The organism is Flavobacterium sp. LK-23, assembly GCF_058135255.1.
In genome coordinates this window covers 1-23991 of the sequence record NZ_JBYUVT010000025.1, presented here as the reverse complement: position 1 = coordinate 23991, position 23991 = coordinate 1, and the positions used below count along the sequence as shown (strand labels likewise).

The 23991-nt window shown below is 34.9% G+C and carries 15 protein-coding genes; 13 read left to right on the top strand and 2 right to left on the bottom strand.

Annotation, left to right across the window (positions count from 1 at the left end; all coding sequences use genetic code 11):
* Window positions 1-105 precede the first annotated feature (105 nt).
* From AC3Y25_RS22600 to AC3Y25_RS22540, 13 genes are all read left to right on the top strand, one after another.
* Window positions 106-405, top strand: coding sequence for a PAAR domain-containing protein (locus tag AC3Y25_RS22600; RefSeq protein WP_250837622.1), 300 nt, complete (start codon window positions 106-108; stop codon window positions 403-405).
* Window positions 398-832 carry a GPW/gp25 family protein gene (locus tag AC3Y25_RS22595; protein ID WP_489904310.1) on the top strand — a complete coding sequence of 145 codons (435 nt, stop codon included), beginning with the start codon at window positions 398-400 and terminating at the stop codon, window positions 830-832. The genes AC3Y25_RS22600 and AC3Y25_RS22595 overlap by 8 nt, the downstream gene beginning before the upstream one ends.
* A complete protein-coding gene (locus tag AC3Y25_RS22590; RefSeq protein WP_489904309.1) occupies window positions 829-4515 on the top strand; it encodes a hypothetical protein in 3687 nt (1228 codons plus the stop codon). The genes AC3Y25_RS22595 and AC3Y25_RS22590 overlap by 4 nt, the downstream gene beginning before the upstream one ends.
* 10 nt (window positions 4516-4525) lie before the next feature.
* Window positions 4526-7246, top strand: coding sequence for a hypothetical protein (locus AC3Y25_RS22585; protein ID WP_489904308.1), 2721 nt, complete (start codon window positions 4526-4528; stop codon window positions 7244-7246).
* A complete protein-coding gene (locus tag AC3Y25_RS22580; RefSeq protein ID WP_489904307.1) occupies window positions 7230-10925 on the top strand; it encodes a contractile injection system tape measure protein in 3696 nt (1231 codons plus the stop codon). The genes AC3Y25_RS22585 and AC3Y25_RS22580 overlap by 17 nt, the downstream gene beginning before the upstream one ends.
* 83 nt (window positions 10926-11008) lie before the next feature.
* Window positions 11009-12949, top strand: coding sequence for a hypothetical protein (locus AC3Y25_RS22575; protein ID WP_489904306.1), 1941 nt, complete (start codon window positions 11009-11011; stop codon window positions 12947-12949).
* Window positions 12950-12965: 16 nt separating this feature from the next.
* The gene (locus AC3Y25_RS22570) at window positions 12966-13811 is read left to right on the top strand and encodes a hypothetical protein (RefSeq protein WP_427873986.1); all 846 of its coding nucleotides are present in this window, start codon (window positions 12966-12968) and stop codon (window positions 13809-13811) included.
* A gap of 67 nt (window positions 13812-13878) precedes the next feature.
* Entirely contained in the window at window positions 13879-14802 is a 924-nt protein-coding gene (locus AC3Y25_RS22565) for a hypothetical protein (RefSeq protein ID WP_489904305.1), read from the top strand.
* Complete coding sequence (locus AC3Y25_RS22560) at window positions 14792-16159, top strand: ATP-binding protein (RefSeq protein ID WP_489904304.1); 1368 nt, start codon at window positions 14792-14794, stop codon at window positions 16157-16159. Before AC3Y25_RS22565 ends, AC3Y25_RS22560 begins: the two co-directional genes overlap by 11 nt.
* Window positions 16160-16163: 4 nt before the next feature.
* On the top strand, window positions 16164-16721 hold the full coding sequence (locus AC3Y25_RS22555; protein ID WP_489904303.1) for a hypothetical protein: 558 nt from the start codon (window positions 16164-16166) through the stop codon (window positions 16719-16721).
* Window positions 16722-16791: 70 nt separating this feature from the next.
* A complete protein-coding gene (locus AC3Y25_RS22550) occupies window positions 16792-17343 on the top strand; it encodes an HNH endonuclease (protein WP_095930136.1) in 552 nt (183 codons plus the stop codon).
* Window positions 17344-17389: 46 nt separating this feature from the next.
* The gene (locus tag AC3Y25_RS22545) at window positions 17390-19447 is read left to right on the top strand and encodes an eCIS core domain-containing protein (RefSeq protein ID WP_489904302.1); all 2058 of its coding nucleotides are present in this window, start codon (window positions 17390-17392) and stop codon (window positions 19445-19447) included.
* 63 nt (window positions 19448-19510) lie between these two features.
* Window positions 19511-19969: an RNA methyltransferase gene (locus tag AC3Y25_RS22540; RefSeq protein WP_091134234.1), complete on the top strand. Its 459-nt coding sequence runs from the start codon at window positions 19511-19513 to the stop codon at window positions 19967-19969.
* 55 nt (window positions 19970-20024) lie between these two features.
* Here AC3Y25_RS22540 and katG read toward each other — a convergent pair whose 3' ends face one another.
* Together katG and AC3Y25_RS22530 are read right to left on the bottom strand one after the other, a co-directional pair.
* Window positions 20025-22298, bottom strand: coding sequence for a catalase/peroxidase HPI (gene katG / locus AC3Y25_RS22535; protein ID WP_489904301.1), 2274 nt, complete (start codon window positions 22296-22298; stop codon window positions 20025-20027).
* A gap of 381 nt (window positions 22299-22679) precedes the next feature.
* Window positions 22680-23729 (bottom strand): proline iminopeptidase-family hydrolase, encoded by a 1050-nt coding sequence (locus AC3Y25_RS22530; protein WP_489904300.1) that lies wholly within the window; start codon window positions 23727-23729, stop codon window positions 22680-22682.
* Window positions 23730-23991 lie beyond the last annotated feature (262 nt).

Here is a 23991-nt window from a genome sequence, read left to right as displayed (position 1 = left end):
AAAATAGAGAATAGAGAATAGAAACAAGAAGCGCTAATCACGATTAAACGAATCAAGAATAAAACGATTAAACAAATAAACAATTAACCGATTAAACAAAAAGATATGCCACCAGCAGCAAGACTTACAGATTTTCATCAATGTCCGATGGTTACTCCGGGAGTACCGCCAATTCCGCATGTAGGAGGACCAATAGTTGGGCCGGGCGCGCCAACAGTTTTAATAGCAGGATTACCAGCTGCCAGAGTTGGCGACATGCTGGTTTGTGTAGGACCTCCAGATTCTATTGTAAAAGGATCTTCAACGGTTATGATATGCGGAATGCCAGCCGCGAGAATGGGAGATTCAACCGCTCATGGCGGATCAATTGTTCTTGGAGCATTTAATGTAATGATCGGTGGATAATTCAGCACATAATAATACCGCTTTTTTAGGTTCAGGATGGGCGTTTCCTGTTTCATTCTCTGCAGACAATCACCAGCTGAATTTATCTGCAAATGAAACCAACATTAATGAATCTATCAATGTCATTCTAAACACACGCAAAGGCGAGCGTACGCTTGAAGCCGAATTTGGTTCTGGAATACAGCAATTTATGTTTAAAAAAATTGATAGTACGCTTAAAGGCGAAATTATAGAAACGATCAAGTTTGCTTTATTAAGATATGAACCCAGAATATTGGTTCAAGACGTTAGAGTCGCATCAACAGATATCGTAAACGGAACAATCGAAATACTGATTACATATATCTATTCTAAAACCAATACAAGACACAATTATGTGTTCCCATTTTATTTAAAAGAAGGAACCAACTTAGATCGAAAAAAATGATTTTAATTGATCAAAATAGCGCTATAAATTCTCTCAACGAAGCACTCGTTCCGAATCCGTATTTAATAGACGGAAGAACCGAGCAGGATTGGCTGTACTTTTTGACAGAATTTAGCAAATTGATCAATTTCTATAATGACAGTAACACTATTGAAGGAAACTGGAGTCCATTTTTACTGAAAGATCCCGTTTTTCTAATGGCGTACATTTCGAAAACAAATTACAAGAAACTGTTCGCAGATTATAAAAATGGCTGTTCAGAAATTCAACGATTGCTTGAAAACAAAAACAGCATAATATCTAACACGCGAGCTTTAAATAACTTGTTTGATCGCATTACGGCTATTTATCAAATTATAGAACGCTGGACGCATCATACGCTAAACAACAGCGAGATATACGATCTCAAAACGTACATGCTGCAAGAAGTAAAAAACAGATTAAGCATTGATTTTTGGGCTATTCAATCTTATAGACAATATCTGTTAAAACTATCTGTGGAGAATATAATTCTCACTTCTGTTCCTTGGGACGAGTTTAAATCTTTTGATAAGAATATCTGGTTTATCAATAAAGATAAAATCCCATTTTGGCAGGTTTTTGGTTTTGAAAAAGAACATCCTATTTTGGATGAAATAAGAGCTGTGCTAAAGGTAAGCTTGGATATACTAAGCAAAATTGGCGATAAACTATTTCAGTTTTTAGAAACCATCATTCATCACGCTGCAAAAGAATACCACAAATTAAACCTCAAAAAAGGACATTTTCCTGATACTGTTTTGTTGCGCTCGTTTGTAAATATTCTAAAAATTCAGCAAGATCAATTAAACGGACTTTCTGAGAAACATCTTGATTTTTATTATAAAAATATCCTGAAACAAACCAAACTGCCAGCAGTTGCAGATCAGGCGTTTTTGTGTGCAACACTAACAAAACCAACCTCTGTTTATACTTTGCCTGCGGGGACTTTATTTAATGCGGGAGTCGATGCCCAGAAGAATCCTATTTTATTTGCTTCTAAAAAAAATGTAAATCTCAATCCAGCCACAATTGCAAGTGTTCACAAGCTTTCGTATCAGGACAAAAACAATGCGTCTTACAATTTGCAAACCATTGTAAAACCAACCGAAATTCAATTAGATCCAGAAAATAAAGCCATCAGTTGGGAGACTTTTGGCTCAGACGACGATTCTCTAAATCCGTCATTAATTGGAATTGCATTTGCTTCACCCATGTTACTATTGCGTGAAGGAACAAGAACCCTAACAGTAACATTAGAATTTGATTCTCAGATCGATTTAAAAATCCTTCAAGAAGCGAGTTATTTTTTGAGCACGCAAAATGATTGGCTACAACTGAATTTAGTTCCTTCCAATTTTACAATCGATGCTACGAAACAAAACGCAATTATAATTGCTATAATCCTTGATCCAAGTGTAGCTGCAATCGAGCCGTTTCTGATTAATCCAGACGGATTAAAAAGCGATTGGCCTATGATGAAAATTTTGTTTCGAAATGTTACTAATCCGCAGAATCCTCCTAAAGTTACTACGATCACTATTGACTTAAAAGTAGAAGGAGTAAAAACGTTTCAATTGTATAATGATTATGGGGAATTAAGCACCAAAAATCCTTTTCCTCCTTTTGGACCAATTCCGTTGGTTAATGCCAATTTTATCATCGGAAATAATGAAATCTTGAGCAAACCTTTGGACAGTTTCACGATACAAATAGATTGGGATAAAAGACCAGCCAATTTTGAAATTTATTACAAAGAATATAGTGATTATCTGCATCCACCAAAAAAGGGGGACAATTCGGTTGTAAAAGCATATCGAATCGCTTTTCCTCGCAAAAAGCAAAATATTGCGGTTGCTAGAGAATTCTCCAATGCCAATTTTATGGTATGCTTCAACATTATGCAAGACAAATCATGGCAAGGCATTAAAATGACTAAAATTGCGAGAACCAAAGATGATCAAGTTTTCATTCCAACTGATGAAGTTCCGCAACCAGTTAATTTATTCGACACTTTGTCTGTAGTTCCTGCTAATAATGTTCTTAGTACCTCTAACAGTGATTATATATATGCTAAATCTAGTTCAACTAAAACTGATGACAAAGCATGGAAGCCTAATCCAAACATTCAAAAAGAGCCTTTAAAATATTCTGAAGAAAGCACATCAGGATTTATAAAAATGACTTTAAACAGTCCGCAATATGGTTTTGGTTCCGAATTGTATGCCAATGTTGTAGCTAGCATTGCCTTGCAAAACGGGTATAAAGTTGCACACAAACAAGATGATTTTATTCCTGCAGCCAATGTTCCGTTTGCTCCAAAAATACAGACTTTTTCTGCTCAATATGATGCAAGCGTAACCTACAATCTTGATGGCACAGCGGGAGATTATCCGTTTCAATATTTTATTTATGCTCCATTTTCAAACTATACCGTTTTTGATAGTGAAACGGCAGACAAAACCGAAACAAATGTATTCAATACCGAAATCATTGGCAGTTCTGAAAGCGATGCCGTAAAAGGTTTCCCACTTTATCCGTCTTTTGATCATAACGGAGCCTTATTTATAGAACTCGATAATTTGATTTGCAACAGCACTTTAAACCTCTATTTTGAATTGGCTAGAAATTCAACCGCCCTTACCGATCAAAATGAGATTATGTATTACTATTTAAGCGATTCGGGCTGGAAAAATATTAAACCATTATCGGATCAAACCAGTCAATTTAGATGTTCTGGAATTGTAGAAATTCCGATTCCTGCAGATTGCACTAATAATAGCAGTATCATGCCTGGAAACAAAAACTGGATTTCTATTGCGGCTGTTGGTAACCTTAAATCATTTTCTAAAACCATTTTTATGCAGACCAACGGTTTTAGTGTGCAAAGAACTGGAACAACGTTTCTAACCGACACGCAAAGTCCGAAAATTGATGCCAATGTAATTACTAAACCAGAAATTAAGATTCCAGAAATAGGCACTATCATACAGCCTTTTGCTTCTTTTGGAGGAAAAGCTGCCGAAGACAAAATAGATCGAAATAAAAGAGTAAGCAATAGTATAAAAACCAAAAATAGAGCCAGCACAGCATCCGATTATTATACGCTCATTGCCGAAAAGTTTGATACCGTCTATTATTCAAAAATAGTGACTGACGAAAGCAATAACATCACCAATGTCTATTTGGTAAAAAAAATAGGATCAGATAGCGATTCAAATGCCTTTACACCTTTGGTAACAAATGCACTCGAAATTGAGGTGCAAAAGTTTTTAAGCGCCAATTCATCGCCATTTACCCAACTAAACGTTTCCAATTTTAATCTAGAATACGTTAGCATTAACATCAAAATTCAAGTCGATCCAAACTACCAGATCACCTTGGTAACAAAGAATGTAAATCTTGCTTTAAAAAAATATTTATCGCCTTGGATTATGAACTGTCCTTCTGAAATAGAAATTGGGAAACCGCTTATAGATGCCAAAGTGAAAACATTTGTGCAAAATATAAAAGGAGTTCTTACGGTAGAGAAAGTAACTTTTTCGAGCTACAACATCGATCCGGTTACGGGCTTGCAAACTGTCTTAAAAAGCGAACAGGAAAACTTAATGCCTAACGATTCAATGACACTTTTTGTTTCGGCACCCCATCATAATATTTCATAACCAAATAGAAATGGATACCAATAATCAAATAACAAAAATTCAGCTTCCGCCGCATCAGGACTTTAATTTCCTGAAAGACGAGGCTATTGATTATATCCAAAATCATATTGGTAATGAATGGACCAACTTTAACCCGAGCGATCCCGGAATGACAATTCTAGATCAGGTTTGTTATGCCATGACCGAATTAGGCTATTGCACCGATTTTTCGATTCCAGATATTTTAACCGATTCTACCGGAAAAATGGAAATCGAAAATCAGTTTTATATGCCTTATAAAATTCTGACTACGGCGCCATACACGATTAACGATTACAAAAAATACATTATAGATGGCATCGAAGAGGTTTACAATGTTGTAATCGCACCTTACAATCAGAATCTTTTGGCATTTAGCAGAGTCTATCAAATTTATCTTTATATCAATCCAGATATTACCGATGCTATTAAATGCAACAACATTTGCAAATCGGTTTATTATTACCTCAATCAGAGTCGAAACATTGGCGAACTTTTTAATATGCCCATTGCATTGCAACAGCAAAATTGCAGGATTGGCGGAAATATAGAACTCGAGAAAAGTGCAGATGAACATGCTGTTTTATTAGAACTTCAAAATAAAATTCGCAATTATATTTTTCCGAAAATAGATCAGGTGAATTATGATACGATGAAAGAAGACGGATATAATGCTGCGAAAATATATGATGGCCCATATCTTAAAAACGGTTGGATTTCTGATGATTCTTTAGCAGATAAAAAAGATGCCATAGAAGCTATTGATTTAATTCCCGTAATGGAGTCTGTAACTGGCGTTATTTCGGTTTCGGGAATCCAGCTTTATCAGGAAAAAGATAATGTTCAAACTTTACAAGCAACAGAAAATCAATTATTGTTTGTTGATATTATTAATTCTTATAAAGAGAAAAAACTAACACTCAACGCTAACGGAAAACAAATAATAGCAGATGCTTTTGGTCCGTTGCAAATTAATATTGGCCAATATCAGGAGAATGTTACAAGCTTAAACAATAAACCGACTATAAAGTTGCCCAAAAGCAGTTTTAGAGACATCAATAGTTATTACTCCATTCAAAATACATTTCCGCAGCAATACGGCATTGGCGACGATAAAATCGAAGACGATTCTTTACCCGTTCAAGTAGCACAATCGCGTCAGTTAAAAGGCTATTTGACTTTATTTGATCAGGTTTTGGCCAATCAGTTTTCGCAATTAGCCAATGTTCCCAAACTATTTTCTTTTACTAATTCGGTATGCGGAGCGCCGTCAGACAGCGAAACTTTTTATGCACTAAAAGATACATACGAGAAAAAGCATTTGGAATATCCTGTTCCGTACAAAATGTTTTCTCCTAGCTATTTCTATCAATCTTTGTATACGATTCCTCACATCAAACCTTTATTGAAAAATAATGCCATTTTTGAATACAGCAGTGGCGAGGAAACCAAAAAGGAACTGAAAGAAAAAAGCTGGCGAGAATATCAGCAAGATCCTTATAATGCTTACATCTTTGGAATGATGAAAATCATGGAAGAAGAAGATGTTAACTTCGAAAGACGAAATAAAATACTAGATCATTTACTTGCCAGACACGGTGAATCGCCAAAAATAATTGATGCCATCATTCATGATACCATCTATACCGGAAACAAGAAAAAAGATCAGATTATTATAAAGAGTTTGTATTTGCAAAATCTCGATTTATTGTCGTACAACCGCTTTAAAGGTTATAATATTCTAACGGCTTCAAAAATTAATCAAACCGCAGATGCCAATTTGCTAAACATTAAAAAGGAGCATTTTGAGCATATAAGTGAAAACACGTCTGATTTTGTTTTTCAATCTAATAAAATCAATAAAAAAGAAAAACTAAGCAAAACAGATTTCAATAATTTTTCTGGTTTAGAATTAAAACTGAATTTACTTTTCGGATTAAAAAACATATATACCAATTTTATTACAACGCAATTTGAGGCTTCGCAAAATTCTATTGAAGATCAATTGAACAGCCATAAAACCATACAAAAAATATTTTGGCTTAAAGAAAATAGAAAAGGTAGTTTTTTTATTGAAACCTCTATTCTCTTAAGTCAATTAAAATATAATCTTGAAATTGTAAAACAAAGTGATAATTCTTTTTACGAAATACAAAATACAGATTTTCAAACCATTGCTAACATAAATTATCTATTAAATACGGAAAGCCAAACCGTTTTGGATTCTCAGTTTTTAAAAGGTCAGTTGGAATTTTCTAATGAGAAATATGCTTTTATTACTGATAATTCTCAAACTGGAACATCTATAGATTACACCAAAAGTAAATTCTCTGATTATTCATTTCGTATCACCGTTTCTTCTGGAAACGGAACCATAACAATCAACGATGCACTTTTTAAGAAAAATGCGATTCTGTTATTTCCAGATTTTATTTCTGAATTGCAAACTCCTCAATTCGAAAGACGTTTAGAACAGTTTCTTGCGGTTAGTCTTCCGACGAATATACAATATGAATATCTGTTTGCTAAGCTTGAGGAACTTGAAAATTTTGCTTCGAATTACTATAGCTGGCATGAGAGTTTGCGCTTCAAAAATACGCTGGATTCAAATCATATCGAAACAGAAGCAAGTTCAACCTCAGAGCAGTACGCTGTCAATTTAATCCATAGTCTAACCTCAATTTTAGAAACAAAAAATGGAAGAAATAAATAGCCATATTGTATCGAGTCTAAAATGGGACACCACTTTTGACCAAAAGAAAGAAGGTTACAGACTTCAGGAGCGTTTAAGTGCTTGGAGCAAAATTTCGTTGCCTAGAGAAGTTACCTCTATTTTTGACGAATTATGCCCACAGGAACAAAGTTGGCGAATTGAATCGCTGGAACTTGATCTTGGCTCCTGCGATTATAACGATCTTGAGTTTGATCTTAGCCGAAAAATACGAAATCTATTAAGAGAGAAAATAGCCGAATTAATTTTGTATCAAAACAATCAGAAGCAAAACGGAATAGCGGTTTACAATAAAGAAAAATCAATTCTAGAAAATCTTTCGGTCTTTTTGCTAGAAGGCTATTTACCATGGAATTATCAAAATAAAGAAGGTTCTGTCAACCAGATTATGGCAGAATTGCTTCAGAATAATCTCGCTGAGGTTATTGCGATTATTAAAGAAACAGGAATGTCTCACGAGGAAGTGAGAAAACGAATTGCATGGCAGTTTGACGAAAAAAACATCACTAAAATAATCGCCGCGCTGGAACCTAACAATAGTAGTTCTATTATTGAATTTAGCGCAACAATGGTTAATATTCAGGTTAAAGAAACGATTATCCAGACAAGTACGGCAAGTTTCAAAAAGAATCTATGGTTCTTTATTCTGAACTTTTTGCTGCTCGAACGCGGAACGCTTTTTAATAAACTGGCTTTCATGAAAAGCAGTATTCTGCAAATGGCCAATCATTACAATATTGCTTACGCCGAACTTATTATTCTAATCGAAAATACGATTGTAAAACTGTCTGATAAAACATCGCAGAACAACGATTTTATTGCTTGTCTTAAAATACTAACGCAGGAATATGAAACGCAAAAAAGCGAGAATTATAAGTTTGAAACTGCTACAAATTATTGGAGCCTATTAGAGCAATTATTAAAAAATAAAAACAATAGAAGATTTAAAGCCGACAAAGACAATTTAAACGAATTGATAATCGTATTGAACAGCGAGAATAAAACAAAATTTAATACGCTGCTTCAGCCCATTTTTAAAGATGAGAGTTGGCTTGTTTCGCTGCTTCTGGATTTAAATGAAACTTCGATAAAAATACTGTATTCAAAACTGGATACTACTCCATCACAGCTTCATACAGAATCGATCATTTATCTAAACCAATTAAGCCAGACTTTTAAACTAAAAACAAACCGAAAGGCTTTATGGCAAATTGGAATTCTATTTCTCATTCAAAATAAAAATACCGACAATACTGCTTTTCTCCTATTTTGCATTAAAGAATTAAGCAAAAAAAATAATCTGAGCCATGAGCATTTATTGGCTCTGTTTACCAATGCTAAAATTCCTGCGGCGATAAAAAGCAATAATGCTGCGGTTATTTTTACGAATCTAAATGCTATTTATTGCAAGGAAATAAGCCGTAATAATTCTAATTATCCCGCTGTTCATTTCAAAAATCTTGTCGCAAAACTAGAACTCGAATTACAAAAAAACAGTACCAAAAGTGTCTTTTTTATTGATTTACAAAGATCGCTGACTAGAACTATTTTATTGCATCCTAAAATGGCTTTTGAAGCCATGCTTTCATACGGAAATAAAGAGATTCTTAAGAAAATACTTCCATTGGTTTTGAATCGAGAAATGCTTCAATTATTGGTCAAAACAGCCAATTACAAAAAAACAAAACTTGTACAAACGATACAGGTTGTCTACGAGATTTTAAATGAAAAAGATCAATATGATTTTCCTGAAGAATTAATTACTGATGATTTATTGCTTCTCGGAATGCAGGAAATATTGTTACACCCGGAGCATAACTCCTCTTTGTTTCTGGAAACTATTATTGTGCAGTTATCCAAAAAAGTAACCGAGACGAGACGCGATGATTATTTTCAGTTTATCGCAAAACTGATTCAGTCCAAACGAATTAAATCTTTTGGAGTGGCTATTAAAAAGACCTTTTTAAACCAATTAAAAAACACAAAATCTATTGATACCGTTGCGCTTGCGTTGCTCATTCAAAATACATCAAAGCAAGATCAGCAGGAATTAGCGCAATTATTGAGTGCTAATTTTAATGATGCAGGATTTGTTTTACTCCGAAAACAAGACAAAAAAGAAAGCGAAAACATATTGCTTTATTTCTTGACAAATGCAGTTGCGCTGAAAAAGAACTGGATTCAGAAAACGGCTTCTGTCCTAATTCGAAATATAAAATCGGTTTCGGAAACTAAAATTAGCGCAACATTAAATGAACTTTTCTGGAACACGATTTTAAAGTATTCTGCTTACAAAGGCAATGAAGTTTTATTTGACAAACTGCTTCAGAAAGAACTCAAATTGTATTTAAAAAAGAATGTGGCGAAGGAAAAAATACAGCTTCAAAACGAAACAAAATCTTTTGAATATGCCAATTCGGCACCCGATTTTATGTCTTTTTTAGAAAACAATATCATTTCTGATTCTATACTTTCTAATGAAACTGGAGAATCAATTAGCACAGATTTGCTATTTGAAATCGAGAGTTTATCTGAGAAAGAGAAATACAAATGGATTTCATCAATGTTGATAGAAAGGCAAATTCCACCCGCCTTCAGCATTTCTAAAACCATTGAGGCAAAAGATCTTCTAAACGCCATAATGGTAAAAGAGCCAAAGATTTTCTTTAGAATAATAAAAAAAGAATTTATTCCTGAAGCCCAAATAGATTGGCTTTGTCGCAATATAAACTTTCATCATTTATGCAATGCGGTTAGTCAATTGGATAAAAACAAGGAATTGTCTTTACGGATTTTGGAAAAATTCAATCATGTATTGGGCAATGTCAAAATAAAAGGATTGACGGCTAAAGAAATGCAACATCTTTTATTGCGAAAGCTCTTAAAGGCTGTAACCAACGACAATTGGAGACTTATTGCAATTGACAAAATCTGGAATGAATTAATCTGGGAAATTGTAACCAAAAAAGGAATTTCGAAAAAAAACTTTTTGGCCGATATGGAAAAATATATCTATCAATTTCCTCCCGCTTTACAGCTCGGTTTCAAAGAAATTCTAAGAGCCGAAAAGCAAACCCCAACTGTCTTAAAACAAACTGAAATAATTTTGAAAATGGAACATAACAAAACTAAAGAAAACCCAAAAAACAGCCCTAAACAAGGAATTCCTGTTAGAAACGCCGGAATTGTTCTCTTAAACGATTATATCGCGATGCTGTTTGAACGATTGAGTCTAACTTCTGAAAGAAAATTTAGAAGCAACGAACATCAAGTTAGAGCTGTACAATACTTGCAATATCTAATTACAGGAATGCAGGAAACGGAAGAGGTTTATTTGCCGCTAAACAAAGTTTTGTGCGGTTTGCCTTTAACCGATACTGTGCCTGATTTTATTGATATCTCTGATCAAGAAAAACAATTAATAAACGGTTTGATACAAGCGGCGATTTCGCATTGGCCAGAAATTGGAGATTGCTCCATAAACGGTTTTCGCGGAAACTGGCTTGTGCGCGATGGAATTCTGGTAGAACTGGAAGATAAATGGGAACTCACGGTAGAGAGAAGAGCTTATGATATATTGATTAACAGATCCCCTTTTGCTTTTTCGATTATGAAATACCATTGGATGGATAAACCTTTGCATGTCATTTGGCCTTATTAAAATAGTATTCTAAAAACCAATTATCAAAAGAAGAACCTTGAATACAATATTGAAATATAAATTAATCAACTAAAAGAACTATTATGAACAGTTACAATGAAAATCTGCATTCTAGTGTATTGTCTTCATTAGAAAGTCAGGAAATGACCAAAAAACAATTGAGTTCACAATTGAGCACTTCAATGTTTACTCTTTATTATGCTGAAGGAGCTGAGATTGTTGCGCAGGAAAAACTCGACGCAACAGCAAAATTGTACAAAGAACAGCAACATATAAACAATGTTGTAGTTACGAATAAGAATATGGCAGACAACTTATTACTATCTGCCAATCAGCAAAAAACGTATGTAACACAAGCCGTTACCAATATGGCGGTTTGCGCTTCGAATATACAAATTGCTTCAAATTCTATTGTGCGTTTGGCTAGCGATATTGGAAGTATTTACAGTATTGTAAATGCTGCCGATTATGGAACTCAAATTTATCAGCAAACGCTTGAGGCTTATAATCTGATTAATAAAACGGCTTATATTGCAGAGCTCACTTCGCAATATGCTATGGAAGCTACAGCATCTATTTCTGAAGTTTCAACTTCTGTTGTGGCAGATGGAGCTAAACTGACTAACTCTTCTGTAAACAATTTATTGCAGGTAACCACTTCAGATTTAACAGCAACTACCGCAGTACTAACCGTAGATAACGATACGAGAGCAAAAGCAAGTATTGCTACAAGAGCTGCAGAAGGAGCCATAAAATGTTCTGAGGTAGAATATAATGCTTCAAAGAAAGCCTATACGTATAACAACGAACAATTTAATCAGGCCTTGATTGTTGAGGTTCCTACAACTTTTGATCCTTCAGCAGGCAGTTTTAGTGTTTCATTTGATGCTTACAAAAGTCCTTTTACTCCCGAAGATAGAGATCCTGCAACTCAAAATAAAGGATTAGCAAATCCAGTCTTAAGCTACAATATCATTTTGGTAAAAGACAGTAAGAAATCATTCTTTAATGCTTCTACAGCAGAAGATTTAGTGGGAAATCCCGAGCAATGCAAAAGTATTCCTGCGACGCAAAAACCAGATGACAAAGGAAAATACAGCACCTCTATCGCTTATAAATCTTTGAGAGATGCAGATAATGAGCCTCTAGTGCTTGGCGAAAATTATGTTGCTTTTCTTTTAATAATGTTTACTGAATCTTACAAGAAAGAAATCAATACGTTTGATGAATATCTATCTGCTCCTTCTGAAATATTTTCGTTAGTCTATACTTTAAAAACTGCGAAAGATATTGGCACTTCTAGAAAACATTCTGAAGATTTATCTAAAATCACTTTTAATGTTGAGAAAGAAGAATTAAAAGCAAGTGAAATTGATTACAGATGTTTCTTCTTGCCTTACACCGATACTGATAATCTTTCTACAAATGAGGATTTGCAGACTTTGGAATCCAAAATTGAAACCATGGAGCTAGATGAAGAAATTAAAACTGTCGAGGCTGAGGTTAAAGCGCTTACCGAAGAGATAGAAATCTTAAATAGTTCTGCTCAAGCAAATGCCGAAACCGCTAAAAACAGTAAAGATCCTGATCAAGACAAACAGAAAAACAATAGTCTGAAAAGCGCATTGGCTGAAGCTAAAGAGAAATTACGTATTGCAAAAGGGCAATTGGCAGATTTGAACGCTAAACTGAAAGAAGTTAAAGACAAATCTCCTAAACCAGTTAAAAACACCAACGCCTTTTTCTTCAATTTAAATTTAGCAGAAAACATTCCGGCAGGAAACTTTACAAGTGCCAAACATAAAACAACTTCAAGTCCAGAATTTGAAGTGCATATTGATGGCACCACTACAGATAATTTTGGAAATCCGCTAATTGAAGATAAAAATTACATTCCTGTTATTTTGTCTTATTACAAAGGCAGTGAGATTTTAAAAACCAGATATAAAAATAGTCTTTCTGATTGGCAGAACACGCCGCCAATACCTTATTCTACAAAACCAAAATCTGAAATCATAAACTAATTAATACCGCAACTATATGGATACTATATCATTAACTCCGTTAAGACCAAGTTTACAGAAATACGGAATTACAGAAAAGAAAAAAGCTGAATTAGACTTGCTAAAAAATCAAGTAGTTGATGCAACAGCGATTGTGCAGCAACAGCAAACAATTGTAAATTCGCTGAATGAAAAAGCAACCCGATATCAAGGTTATTTATTAGTTTCTGAAAGCAATCGTACGCATGCATTAAGCAACAAAAACTTGATCGATCAAGTTATTCAAAATGCTTACGACCTAGCTCTCAATTCGAGAGTTGCATTTTCAAAAACAGCCTATGCAACAGAAGATTCAACAACAGTTAGCAAAAGCATCAGTGATTTGATCAGCAAATTAATTTATTCAGTAGAAATAATTAACAAACTATCTATTTTAGTTATTCGCAAAAAAGCACTTAATCCGTTAATTTCTGATGATTTAATCGCAAGAATAAATAGCGCGGGTACAGACGCCAACAATGCGGTTGCTCTTACGCTAGTTGCCTTAAAATCTACATTGGCAGCAGAAGCTTCTGTTCTGGAATCTGAAGCATCAATTACTTTAGAAAGCAAACAAGCAACAAAATTATATCTGACTTTAACAGATGAAAAATCTTTAGACGCGCCTTTATCAGTGCAGCCTACAGACAAGACTTCTATAAGAGCCTTAATATACAATGCGTATAAAAACGCTCAGATTTCTTATGATAAAGCCAATACTGCAAATGACGAAACGGGAAGACAATTGAGCATTGCAACTGCCAATTTAAACAAAGCGCAAATCAAGCTGCAATCGCTTCAATCTAGCTTAGCTGCGGCAACTGCAGCGGCTTATGCATCTTAAGATCAATTAAAATGTCCGCTGTTTGCTTACTGCATTCAGTGGACTTTAATCAATAATTTTTAAGGTTATGGATCATACTAATAAGAATTTTTACAGGCATTTTTATCTCAAAACTGGAGGATTTCTGCCTACCAAACCGTTAAATAAAAGTCTTTTTCCTGGCGATTATTTTCAGATTAAAAACGGCGAAATTATTCTTCTTGGAAACATTTATCGCAATGGCATTATATCGCGTCATGATGCTGATATAAGCGGAGTAATTGCCTTAAATGATGCCAATTGGAATTTTAGTGATGGTATTTCAAAACCTTATTCAGGACGATCACACGCACATGGTTCTATTGAAGGCAATTTTGAATTTAGCAAACAAATATTGGCTTTTGCCAATAAAGGAAGCTTCATTTTTAAAGCCGAAGAACCTGAATCTTTAAAAATTAATAATTGGAATGAAATCCAGCAGCAATTAATTATAAAGCTAACACAAACCTTATATTCATTTAGGGAACTTTATGTTATAACAGAAAGTGCAACTGCAAAAAACACAACTCTAGCCATAGCTGGCGAAGCAAATGCCGAACTAGAACTGGCTTGTGAGGCCGAAAATTTTGGATTGTCTGATATTTTCGGACATCCAAACACCAAAACAATTCAGTCGAAAGATATCGAATATTACCACCGAGAAACCAAAAGAAAACCTGCTTATTTCAAAGCTAAAAAATTAGTCGTGCAAGACGAAAAATTGGCTTATTTCATCACTGATTTTATCTCCAAAGAGAATAATACAAGCGAATGGGCAGATTCTTTTTTTGATTCGAATTTTCATAATGATGCAGATTATAACACGCAAATGATTATGCAAAATGCTCAAGGCTTTTATTTGGATATGCTGCAATGCAATGAGTTAAATCCTAATACGGCTTTACTTTATTTTAAATGGGCTGACGCAAATCTGGACGATGTAGAAAAATTATTTGGAGCTTATGGAAACTAATCCCAATATAGTCTCTTTGTACAATGAAATGGATTGGCTGCAAAAGGTAATCGATCAGGTTATTTGCAGTTATCTGCTTCAGGAAGGCCATGAAAACCGCTGGCAGGACATTCCGCTACCAGAAACTGATGCAGAAACTGAAAATAGTGTTTATTACAAAAAAATAACCGAATGGGATTTGAATCTTTACGAAAGACTTTGTCTTGCCTTAATTCTCGCACCTCAGATTAAACCCGAAGTTCTGGATATTTTCTTTAGTAAAAATGCGATGTACGATCGCGGATTTACTGAATTTGGCGGAGTTATCAATAAAAATCATAGCGGTTTTTTGCCTACAGGTCAAACCTTATCTTTTTTAATTACCGCTGTAAATCCTGAATTAAGAATAGAAGTGCTTCAAATTCTGAATACTACAAATATATTTTCGAAAGAACAGGTTTTGATTTTAGAAAATAACGAATCTAATGTTCCTATTTTGAATCAAGTCCTTTCGATTAACGAGCGTTGGCTGAACTTTTTTATTACAGGCACTTTACCTAAATTGGAACATAGCGTTTCGTTTCCTGCACAACAAATTTCGACCAAATTAAACTGGGACGATTTGGTTCTTGAAGAACATGTCATGAATCAAGTTATGGAAATTAATGCCTGGCTAAATCATGGTGAAACTCTAATGAGAGAATGGGGCCTAGAAAATAAAATAAAACCCGGATATCGAACCCTTTTCTACGGACCTCCAGGCACTGGTAAAACACTTACTGCAACTTTACTTGGAAAAAGCACCAATAGAGAAGTTTTTAGGGTTGATCTTTCTATGATTGTTTCTAAATATATTGGTGAAACAGAAAAAAATCTGTCCAAAATATTTGATGTTGCACAACATAAGGATTGGATTTTATTTTTTGATGAAGCTGATGCGCTTTTTGGAAAAAGAACAACTGCGTCTTCTTCAAACGATCGGCACGCCAATCAGCAAACGGGATACTTACTGCAAAGAATTGAAGATTTTCCAGGAGTGGTTATTCTAGCATCCAATTTAAAAGAAAATATGGATGAAGCTTTCTCCAGAAGATTTCAGTCCATGATTCATTTTACGATGCCAACCGCAGAAGAAAGGATTCTTTTATGGGAAAAAGCATTTTCAGGAAAATGCAAACTAAGTCCAGATATTGATATAGAAAGCATTGCCGAAGAGTATGAACTTGCTGGTGGAGCAATTATTAATGTATTGCGATTTTGTGCTTTAGCAGCCATTCAGAGAAATGAAACAGTTGTTAGTCAGCACGATTTATTAGAAGGGATTAGACGTGAATTTAAAAAAGAGAACAAAACACTTGTGGTTACTCAAATGAATTGACGTGATGAAAAGGAATGAAAACATAAAAAAAGTTGCCATTGCTGCGCCTCAATTACACCGTCATAAAGTGAAACTTAAAATTGGGAACTGGAAAAAACATTTTGATTTGAATTATGTGAATACCATAATTGCATTGGCGTTGAATGATTTTGACGACAAGATTTTCTTTTATATAAACGGATATCTTATTACAAGCCAAAATCTTTATTTGGTTGTACAAACTACCGAAAAAAGTGTAGAAGAAATGGTTACTAAAATTGAAAATCAGATCGTTAACTTATTAAAAACGAATCCTCAAAAACTAAAAGAAAACCGTAGCGGGGTTTCTATTATAGCTGATGACGAAAATCTTTTCTACGCCGCAAGAAAACCGTTATTTAAAATTTATCCTTTAGAAAATGATCATCTGATGAAACTGATTACCGGAGAAAAAGTGGATCTACCCTATTTTGATCGAGATTTAGAGCATTTAAAAAATAGGATTCACAATCATCCTTTTTGTTCGGCGATAAACTATTTGGGCGGAATTGGCCCAGTTGAAGTTACGCCTTTTCGAGGTTAGAAATTTTGCTTTTTTGCGAAAGATTATAAAGGCTATTTAATAGAAAGCATAAACGTATAAAAAAAGAATCATGAATACTTATAGCAAAGTTTCGACAGAAAATGATTTTCAGGATGCAGCAAGCCATCTGACAAATAGCAACAGTACCAAAAATACTTATCAGCTAATTGATAATCGCGTTTCAACTTCAACTTTAAGAAATAATAATATTCCAGTTAGACAATTAAAATCTAATCAGGCTATTGCTAATTTCAATTCTAATACAGTACAGCTAATAAAATTTGACAAAAAGCAAAGAGCAAAAAAATTAGCTGCAAATAAAAAGAAAAATGACGGATTTCATACTTGTGATTACTGCGGATTTCAGCATTCACAGGTACATTATGCAACATTTCAAGGCAGAAGAATGGGCGATGGACAGTTTCACATTGATCATATACAACCCGCTTCAAAAGGAGGAAGAAACAACATGAGAAATGGCAGGGTATTTTGTGGAACCTGTAATACTTCTCGAGGAAACCGAGCACATGTTGGTGCAACTGGTTTTAAAAAATATCATGCTCTGCATAGAAAAACACTTCCAAAAAACTATATGCGCAGACCAAGTAAAAAAAGAAAGTAAAACATTTAGATCTAAAAATAACTAATAATATTTAAAATTAGTTTTTATGGAATACTCAACTGATAAAATGAAAACGCAATTTGCGGCAAATAGCTCCGACGAAAAAATTGTTCAAAATAAGGCAAGAGAACTTACGGACAATCGCCCTGTTTCTGTTTTACAAAGAAAAGCAAACAATACCGGTTTGCCTGAAAATTTAAAATCAGGAATAGAAAACCTTTCTGGTCATTCTATGGATGATGTAAAAGTTCATTATAACTCAGACAAACCTGCACAGCTTAATGCACATGCTTATGCACAAGGAGCAGATATTCATATCGCGTCAGGGCAAGAAAAACATTTGCCACATGAAGCTTGGCATGTTGTACAGCAAAAACAAGGACGTGTAAAACCTACTTTACAAATGAAAGGCAAGGTAAATGTAAATGATGATAAAGGTTTGGAGAACGAAGCTGATGTCATGGGAATGAAAGCAATTCAGTTTGTAAAATACAGTTCTCAAACTCAAATTAAACCTCTTAATACTTCAAACCCCCAAAAGGTATATCAACGTGTTAGTATTAAACTGGACAACGGAACTTATTATCCAAATAACCATCCAACTGGAGAAACTGTGGAAAGTGATGATTTGACAATTAAAGAACGTACAAAAGCCAGTAATGATTTAAAGGAAAATGCCGACTTAATTCTTCAGATTCAAGAAGGCTGGACACATTTGACACAAAATGTAGACCCAATCATTGACCCACTTTTAGCAGCCGCAAACATTACTGACGAAACTATAAAAATTGAGGCTAGACAATTATATCAAGCATCACAAAATACAGGAGGCGGATTAATTAGTTTACTTAACGCTCAAAAAGAATGGCAAGATTTTTTACATTATAACGAAGTACCTATGGCAGCCATACTTTCTGTACACCGCAGTTTTGGCTTTGAATATGAATTTGCAACATGGGAACTGTTAAATCCTAAGGGACCTGATGTTGCTTCACATACAGAAGTCGGGAAATCTGCTCCTTTAAGTCCGTTATTTAATACCTCTTTTATATTAGAGACAGACGCTCAAAAAGAATTGGAATTAGTCGCTCCTCCACTTTTAGCAGGTGGTGCAAATGGATTAATAAATAAAACATTCATATCACAGGTTCATACTTTATTCATTAATGAATTAGTCACATTTAGAACTACTCATTCATCCACAAATACACGCGTAAATGCGTTACCATTTAATAACTACATAGGAACTGCTTGGAACTGGAGTGCATCTGGTGCCTTAATTAGAGTTGCAAGAGCAAGGAATAAATGGGCAGAGAAAACAAACCAAATCGGATATCAATTAAATATTGCCCTTACTCCTCATGAAATAGCTGCACAGTTTCAGGAAAATTCTCCAGGGTCGGATACCGAACATGAGAACCTTTACAATAAGATTCTTAAACGTTTTCATGATAATGCTACATACAAATCGTTAACATCTATAAGACGAACTGCAATAGATCCTGCAATATTATTGCTATTAAAAGGTATTTCCAATGCTATCGCTATTCCGACATTGACTTTAGTTGCAAAAATAAGAAAGCCATGGGTAAGTGGCGATTTACATTCTCATGTTAAAGATTTGCATGGCATCTGGGTTAAAGATAATGTGCCGAATATTACGTTGGCGGCAGTAAAAGGCGATAATCAAGCACAAGATGATTTAAGAAGTATAATATTAACTGAAAAAGATAAGATCGCAAGAGACATTTTAACCAGCATACCAGCATACAACCCACCAAAAAAAGCTAAAGGTGAAAATGAAGGTATTACAGCTATGAGAGACGCACATACAGAACTCGATACTAAGATAAAAGATACTACTAGTCTTAAAAAAGCTGCAGAAGAAGAAGCTATTGCATGTCTAACAAAAGTTGCCCAACGCTTAGAAAACCATGATGAAACACCGACAACAAATACAAAAACAGATTTCCTTGCCGAAAAGTTTGGTACTGGAGATGGTGTTCGTAAGGATACTTATGCCAATATACCAGTTTCTGGCAATAATACTTTACATTTAGCAGAATTAAGAACAAATACAACAACCGATGCTTTTTTAACCTAGTAAATCTGTTCTATAGACCAACAAAAAATTGATTTATCTACATACAGTTTGTACTTTTGCTGTATGAATGATAATTTTATAAATGAATACTTTGGTATCGGAATCCAGAATGGTAAAACACCCGAAAACTTAGGTGTTTTGTGGAGATCTGCTCAGAACTTAGGTGCCACCTTTATATTTACCATTGGTAATCGATATGCTAAACAAGCTTGCGATACACACGATGCGGTAAAAGCAATTCCGTATTTTCATTACGATACTTTCGAAGCTTTTTTTGAAAACTTACCAAAAGGAGCGCGATTGGTTGGTGTTGAGCTATCTGAAAAAGCTGCCGACCTGGAAACCTTCGAACACCCAAGACGTTGTGTTTACATATTGGGTGCAGAAGATCATGGTTTATCTAAAAAAGTAATGGAAAAATGCCATCATTTAGTGAAATTCAAATCAGAAAAAAGTTTGAATGTCGCCGTTGCTGGAACTATTGTGATGTACGATCGAAATTTGTCTAAGCCACGTTCTTAAAAACATATAAAAAAAGACGCCGTAATTGGCGTCTTTTTTTTGCTATAAGCGAGTATTATTTTCTTAAATCAAACCTGTCTAGATTCATTGCTTTAGTCCATACGGCAATAAAATCTTTTACAAATTTTTCGTGCGCATCACCAGCTGCATAAACTTCTGCAATTGCTCTTAATTCTGAATTTGATCCAAAAACAAGATCTGCACGTGTTCCTATCCATTTAGGCTGTCCAGTACTTCTGTCATTTCCAGTATAAAGTTCTTTGTCATTTGAAACAGACTTCCATTCTGTATTCATGTTCAGTAAGTTTACAAAGAAATCATTTGTTAGCTGGCCAGGTCTCGTTGTAAAAACACCATTTTTACTTCCGTCTGCATTAATATCCAAAACACGAAGCCCGCCTAAAAGAACCGTTAATTCTGGTGCAGTAAGAGTTAGCAAATTCGCTTTATCTATAAGAAGTTCTTCTGTTAAAACAGTCGATTTTGTTTTTCTATAATTTCTAAAACCATCAGATTTTGGTTCTAAATATCCAAACGATTCAACATCTGTCTGTTCTGCAGATGCATCCATACGTCCAGGTGAAAAAGGTACTTTCGCTGATGTTCCTGCATCTTTAGCCGCTTTTTCTACAGCTGCAGATCCTCCTAAAACGATTAAATCGGCCAATGAGACTTTTTTATCTCCATTTGCAGCATTAAATTCTTTTTGAATACCTTCTAATTTATCTAAAACAACTTTAAGCGCAGCTGGATTATTTATTTCCCAATCTTTCTGTGGTGCAAGTCTTATGCGTCCACCGTTTGCGCCTCCACGCTTATCTGAACCTCTAAAAGTAGAAGCTGAAGCCCAAGCTGTAGCAACCAATTGAGATACGCTTAATCCTGAATTTAATACTTTCTCTTTAAGCTGTTCGATATCTTGGTCATTTATTAAAGTATGATTTACTTCTGGAATAGGATCCTGCCAAAGCAGTTCTTCTGTAGGCACTTCAGATCCAAGATAAAGAGCACGAGGTCCCATATCACGATGCGTCAATTTAAACCATGCACGAGCAAAAGCATCTGCAAACTCATCTGGATTTTCTAGAAAACGACGTGATATTTTCTCATAAGCAGGATCTAATCTTAAAGATAAATCTGTAGTCAGCATCGTTGGCAAGTGTTTTTTACTAGCATCAAAAGCATCTGGAATAATGGCTTCCGCATTTTTTGCTACCCATTGATGTGCTCCTGCCGGACTTTTAGAAAGTTCCCATTCAAAGCCAAATAAATTCTCAAAAAAGTTATTGCTCCATTGTGTTGGTGTTTTTGTCCAAGTAACTTCAAGTCCGCTTGTAATAGCATCTCCACCTTTTCCAGAGCCAAAACTGTTTTGCCATCCTAACCCTTGCAGTTCTAGACCTGCTGCTTCTGGTTCATCTCCCACATGATCAGATGAGGCAGCACCGTGCGTTTTACCAAAAGTGTGTCCGCCTGCTATTAAGGCTACAGTTTCTTCATCATTCATAGCCATACGGCCGAAAGTGTCTCTAATATCTCGAGCTGCCGCAATCGGATCCGGATTTCCATCTGGCCCTTCAGGATTTACATATATAAGCCCCATTTGCACTGCTGCAAGCGGTTTTTCAAGATTTCTGCTATGGATATTTCCGTCGGCATTATCATCAGATGATACCACTCCATGATCTTTTGGAACACCTTCAGAACCGTCTTTATAACGTTCGTCACCACCTAACCATGTCGTTTCAGAACCCCAATAAACAGATTCGTCTGCTTCCCAAACATCTGCACGTCCTCCTGCAAAACCAAATGTTTTAAAGCCCATTGATTCTAAAGCCACATTTCCTGTTAAGATCAATAAATCTGCCCATGAAATCTTTTGTCCATATTTTTGTTTTATGGGCCAGAGCAATCTTCTCGCTTTATCAAGACTTACGTTATCTGGCCAACTGTTAAGAGGTGCAAATCGCTGTTGTCCTGCTCCTGCTCCGCCTCTTCCGTCATGCACTCTATAAGTACCTGCACTATGCCAAGCCATTCTTATGAAAAGACCTCCATAATGTCCAAAATCTGCAGGCCACCAATCTTGTGAATCAGTCATAAGGGCATGCAAATCTTTCTTTAATGCCTCAATATCGAGACTTTTAAAAGCTTCTGCGTAATTAAAATCCTTATCCAGCGGATTTGATAACGACGAATTCTGTCTTAGGATATTTACCTTTAACTGTTTGGGCCACCAGTCAAGATTTTTAGTTCCCGATGCTGCCTGTTTATCCATGCTCCCATTATGAAAAGGGCATTTACTGATGTCATTTGATTGATTGTCCATAGTTGAAAAATTTTATTTTTGACTAAATTACAAACTAATAAAAGAGAAAATTCCGACTGTGAATCATAAATAATTCTTAGAGAATAGACAAAATCTATACAGAACTATTTTAAAGATTCTAATTCCTTATAACACTTCTTTATACATAAAAAACATTGTTTTGAAAGAATCGACAATCTTATAATTTTGAATTTTGCTTCTATAAATTTAGCAAAAAGAATCTTTTTATCGTCATAAACATTTAATTTGCTTCTCTGTTACATCTATATTTCCTGCTAATTTTCAAACTTATATCCGAAAAACACATAAACAAAATACTATAAAAGTTCTTTAAAAAGAAAAAGCTCCCAAATAGAGAGCTTTCAATTCTGTAGTCACATATTATTTGATGGCCTTATTATCTGTATCTTTAATAAACTTAATCAAACCTTTCATGTAAATATCCTGATCATCGTACATACTCATATGACTTCCGTTAGGACAATACAAATAGGTGCCATTTTTCACCTGAGAAGCAATCCATTTCATATGATTAGGATCCATGGTGTCATATTCTGCCCCTATCGACAATGTTGGCACGACAAGTTTTGGAAGTTCTTTTTTAATATCCCACTTCTCAAGTTCTCCCGACAATCCAAATTCACTTGGCCCCTGCATAGTCACATACAAAGACTGATTTATTTTACTAAAGGATCTGTTTACAGGCTCTGGCCACTTATCAGCATCTAATCGCAAGATATGTTTAGTATAAAAATTAGGAAGTAATAACTGCATGTATTCAGGATTTTCAAAATCCTTATTTTTCTCTATTTCCCTAATTCTCGCCAAAACTTTAGGATCCATCTGCTTTGCTAACACTGTATCCGCATATTTATCATAGTCAATAGCGCTCATCATCATATTTGAAATAATAAGTCCTTTAAGATTTTGTTGATACTTCAATGCATACTGCGAAGCTAAAATCCCACCCCATGAATGACCTAATAAATAAAAATTACTCTTATCTAAACCAAGAGCTATACGCACCTGTTCCACTTCTTCCACATAACGATCCAAATCCCAAAATACTGGATCATTTGGATTATCAGAGTTGCCTGTTCCTAACTGGTCGTAATAAATAAACTCTATCCCTTCCTGAGGCAAAAAGCTTTCCATACACTCAAAATATTCGTGGGTTGCTCCTGGTCCTCCATTCAAAAGCAATAGCTTCATTTTTGGATTATTACCTACGCGCTTAGTCCAAACCTTAAACTTTCCCTTCGGAGTACTGATTTCAATCATCTTTATCCCTCCTGTCTTTATACCTGCAGATCCATCTTTTAAATAAGAACTTAAATCCAAATTTCCTTCTTTAGCAGTATTTTTATCACTACATGCCGAGAAAAACAGCACACTTACAATTGACAGAAAGATATTAGTATAGACATTCATAGGTTCGTTTGATTTAAATTAATAGCATCTCGTTTTATAGTTCTAATATACTAAATTTCATTAATCATCAATTCAATAAATAGTATAGAAAGAGAACTAAATAACAGAAAAGTTTCTAATGCCAATGGCGTTTCCCTCCGGGCCGTGCTGTCCGCTGTATCTTTTGCGGGAGAATGTTTATGGGAAAAAAGAAGCCCTGCGTTCCCCGCAAAAGGATGCCGCTCCCATCACTAACGCGGCACGTGGTTAATCTGAAGCCATT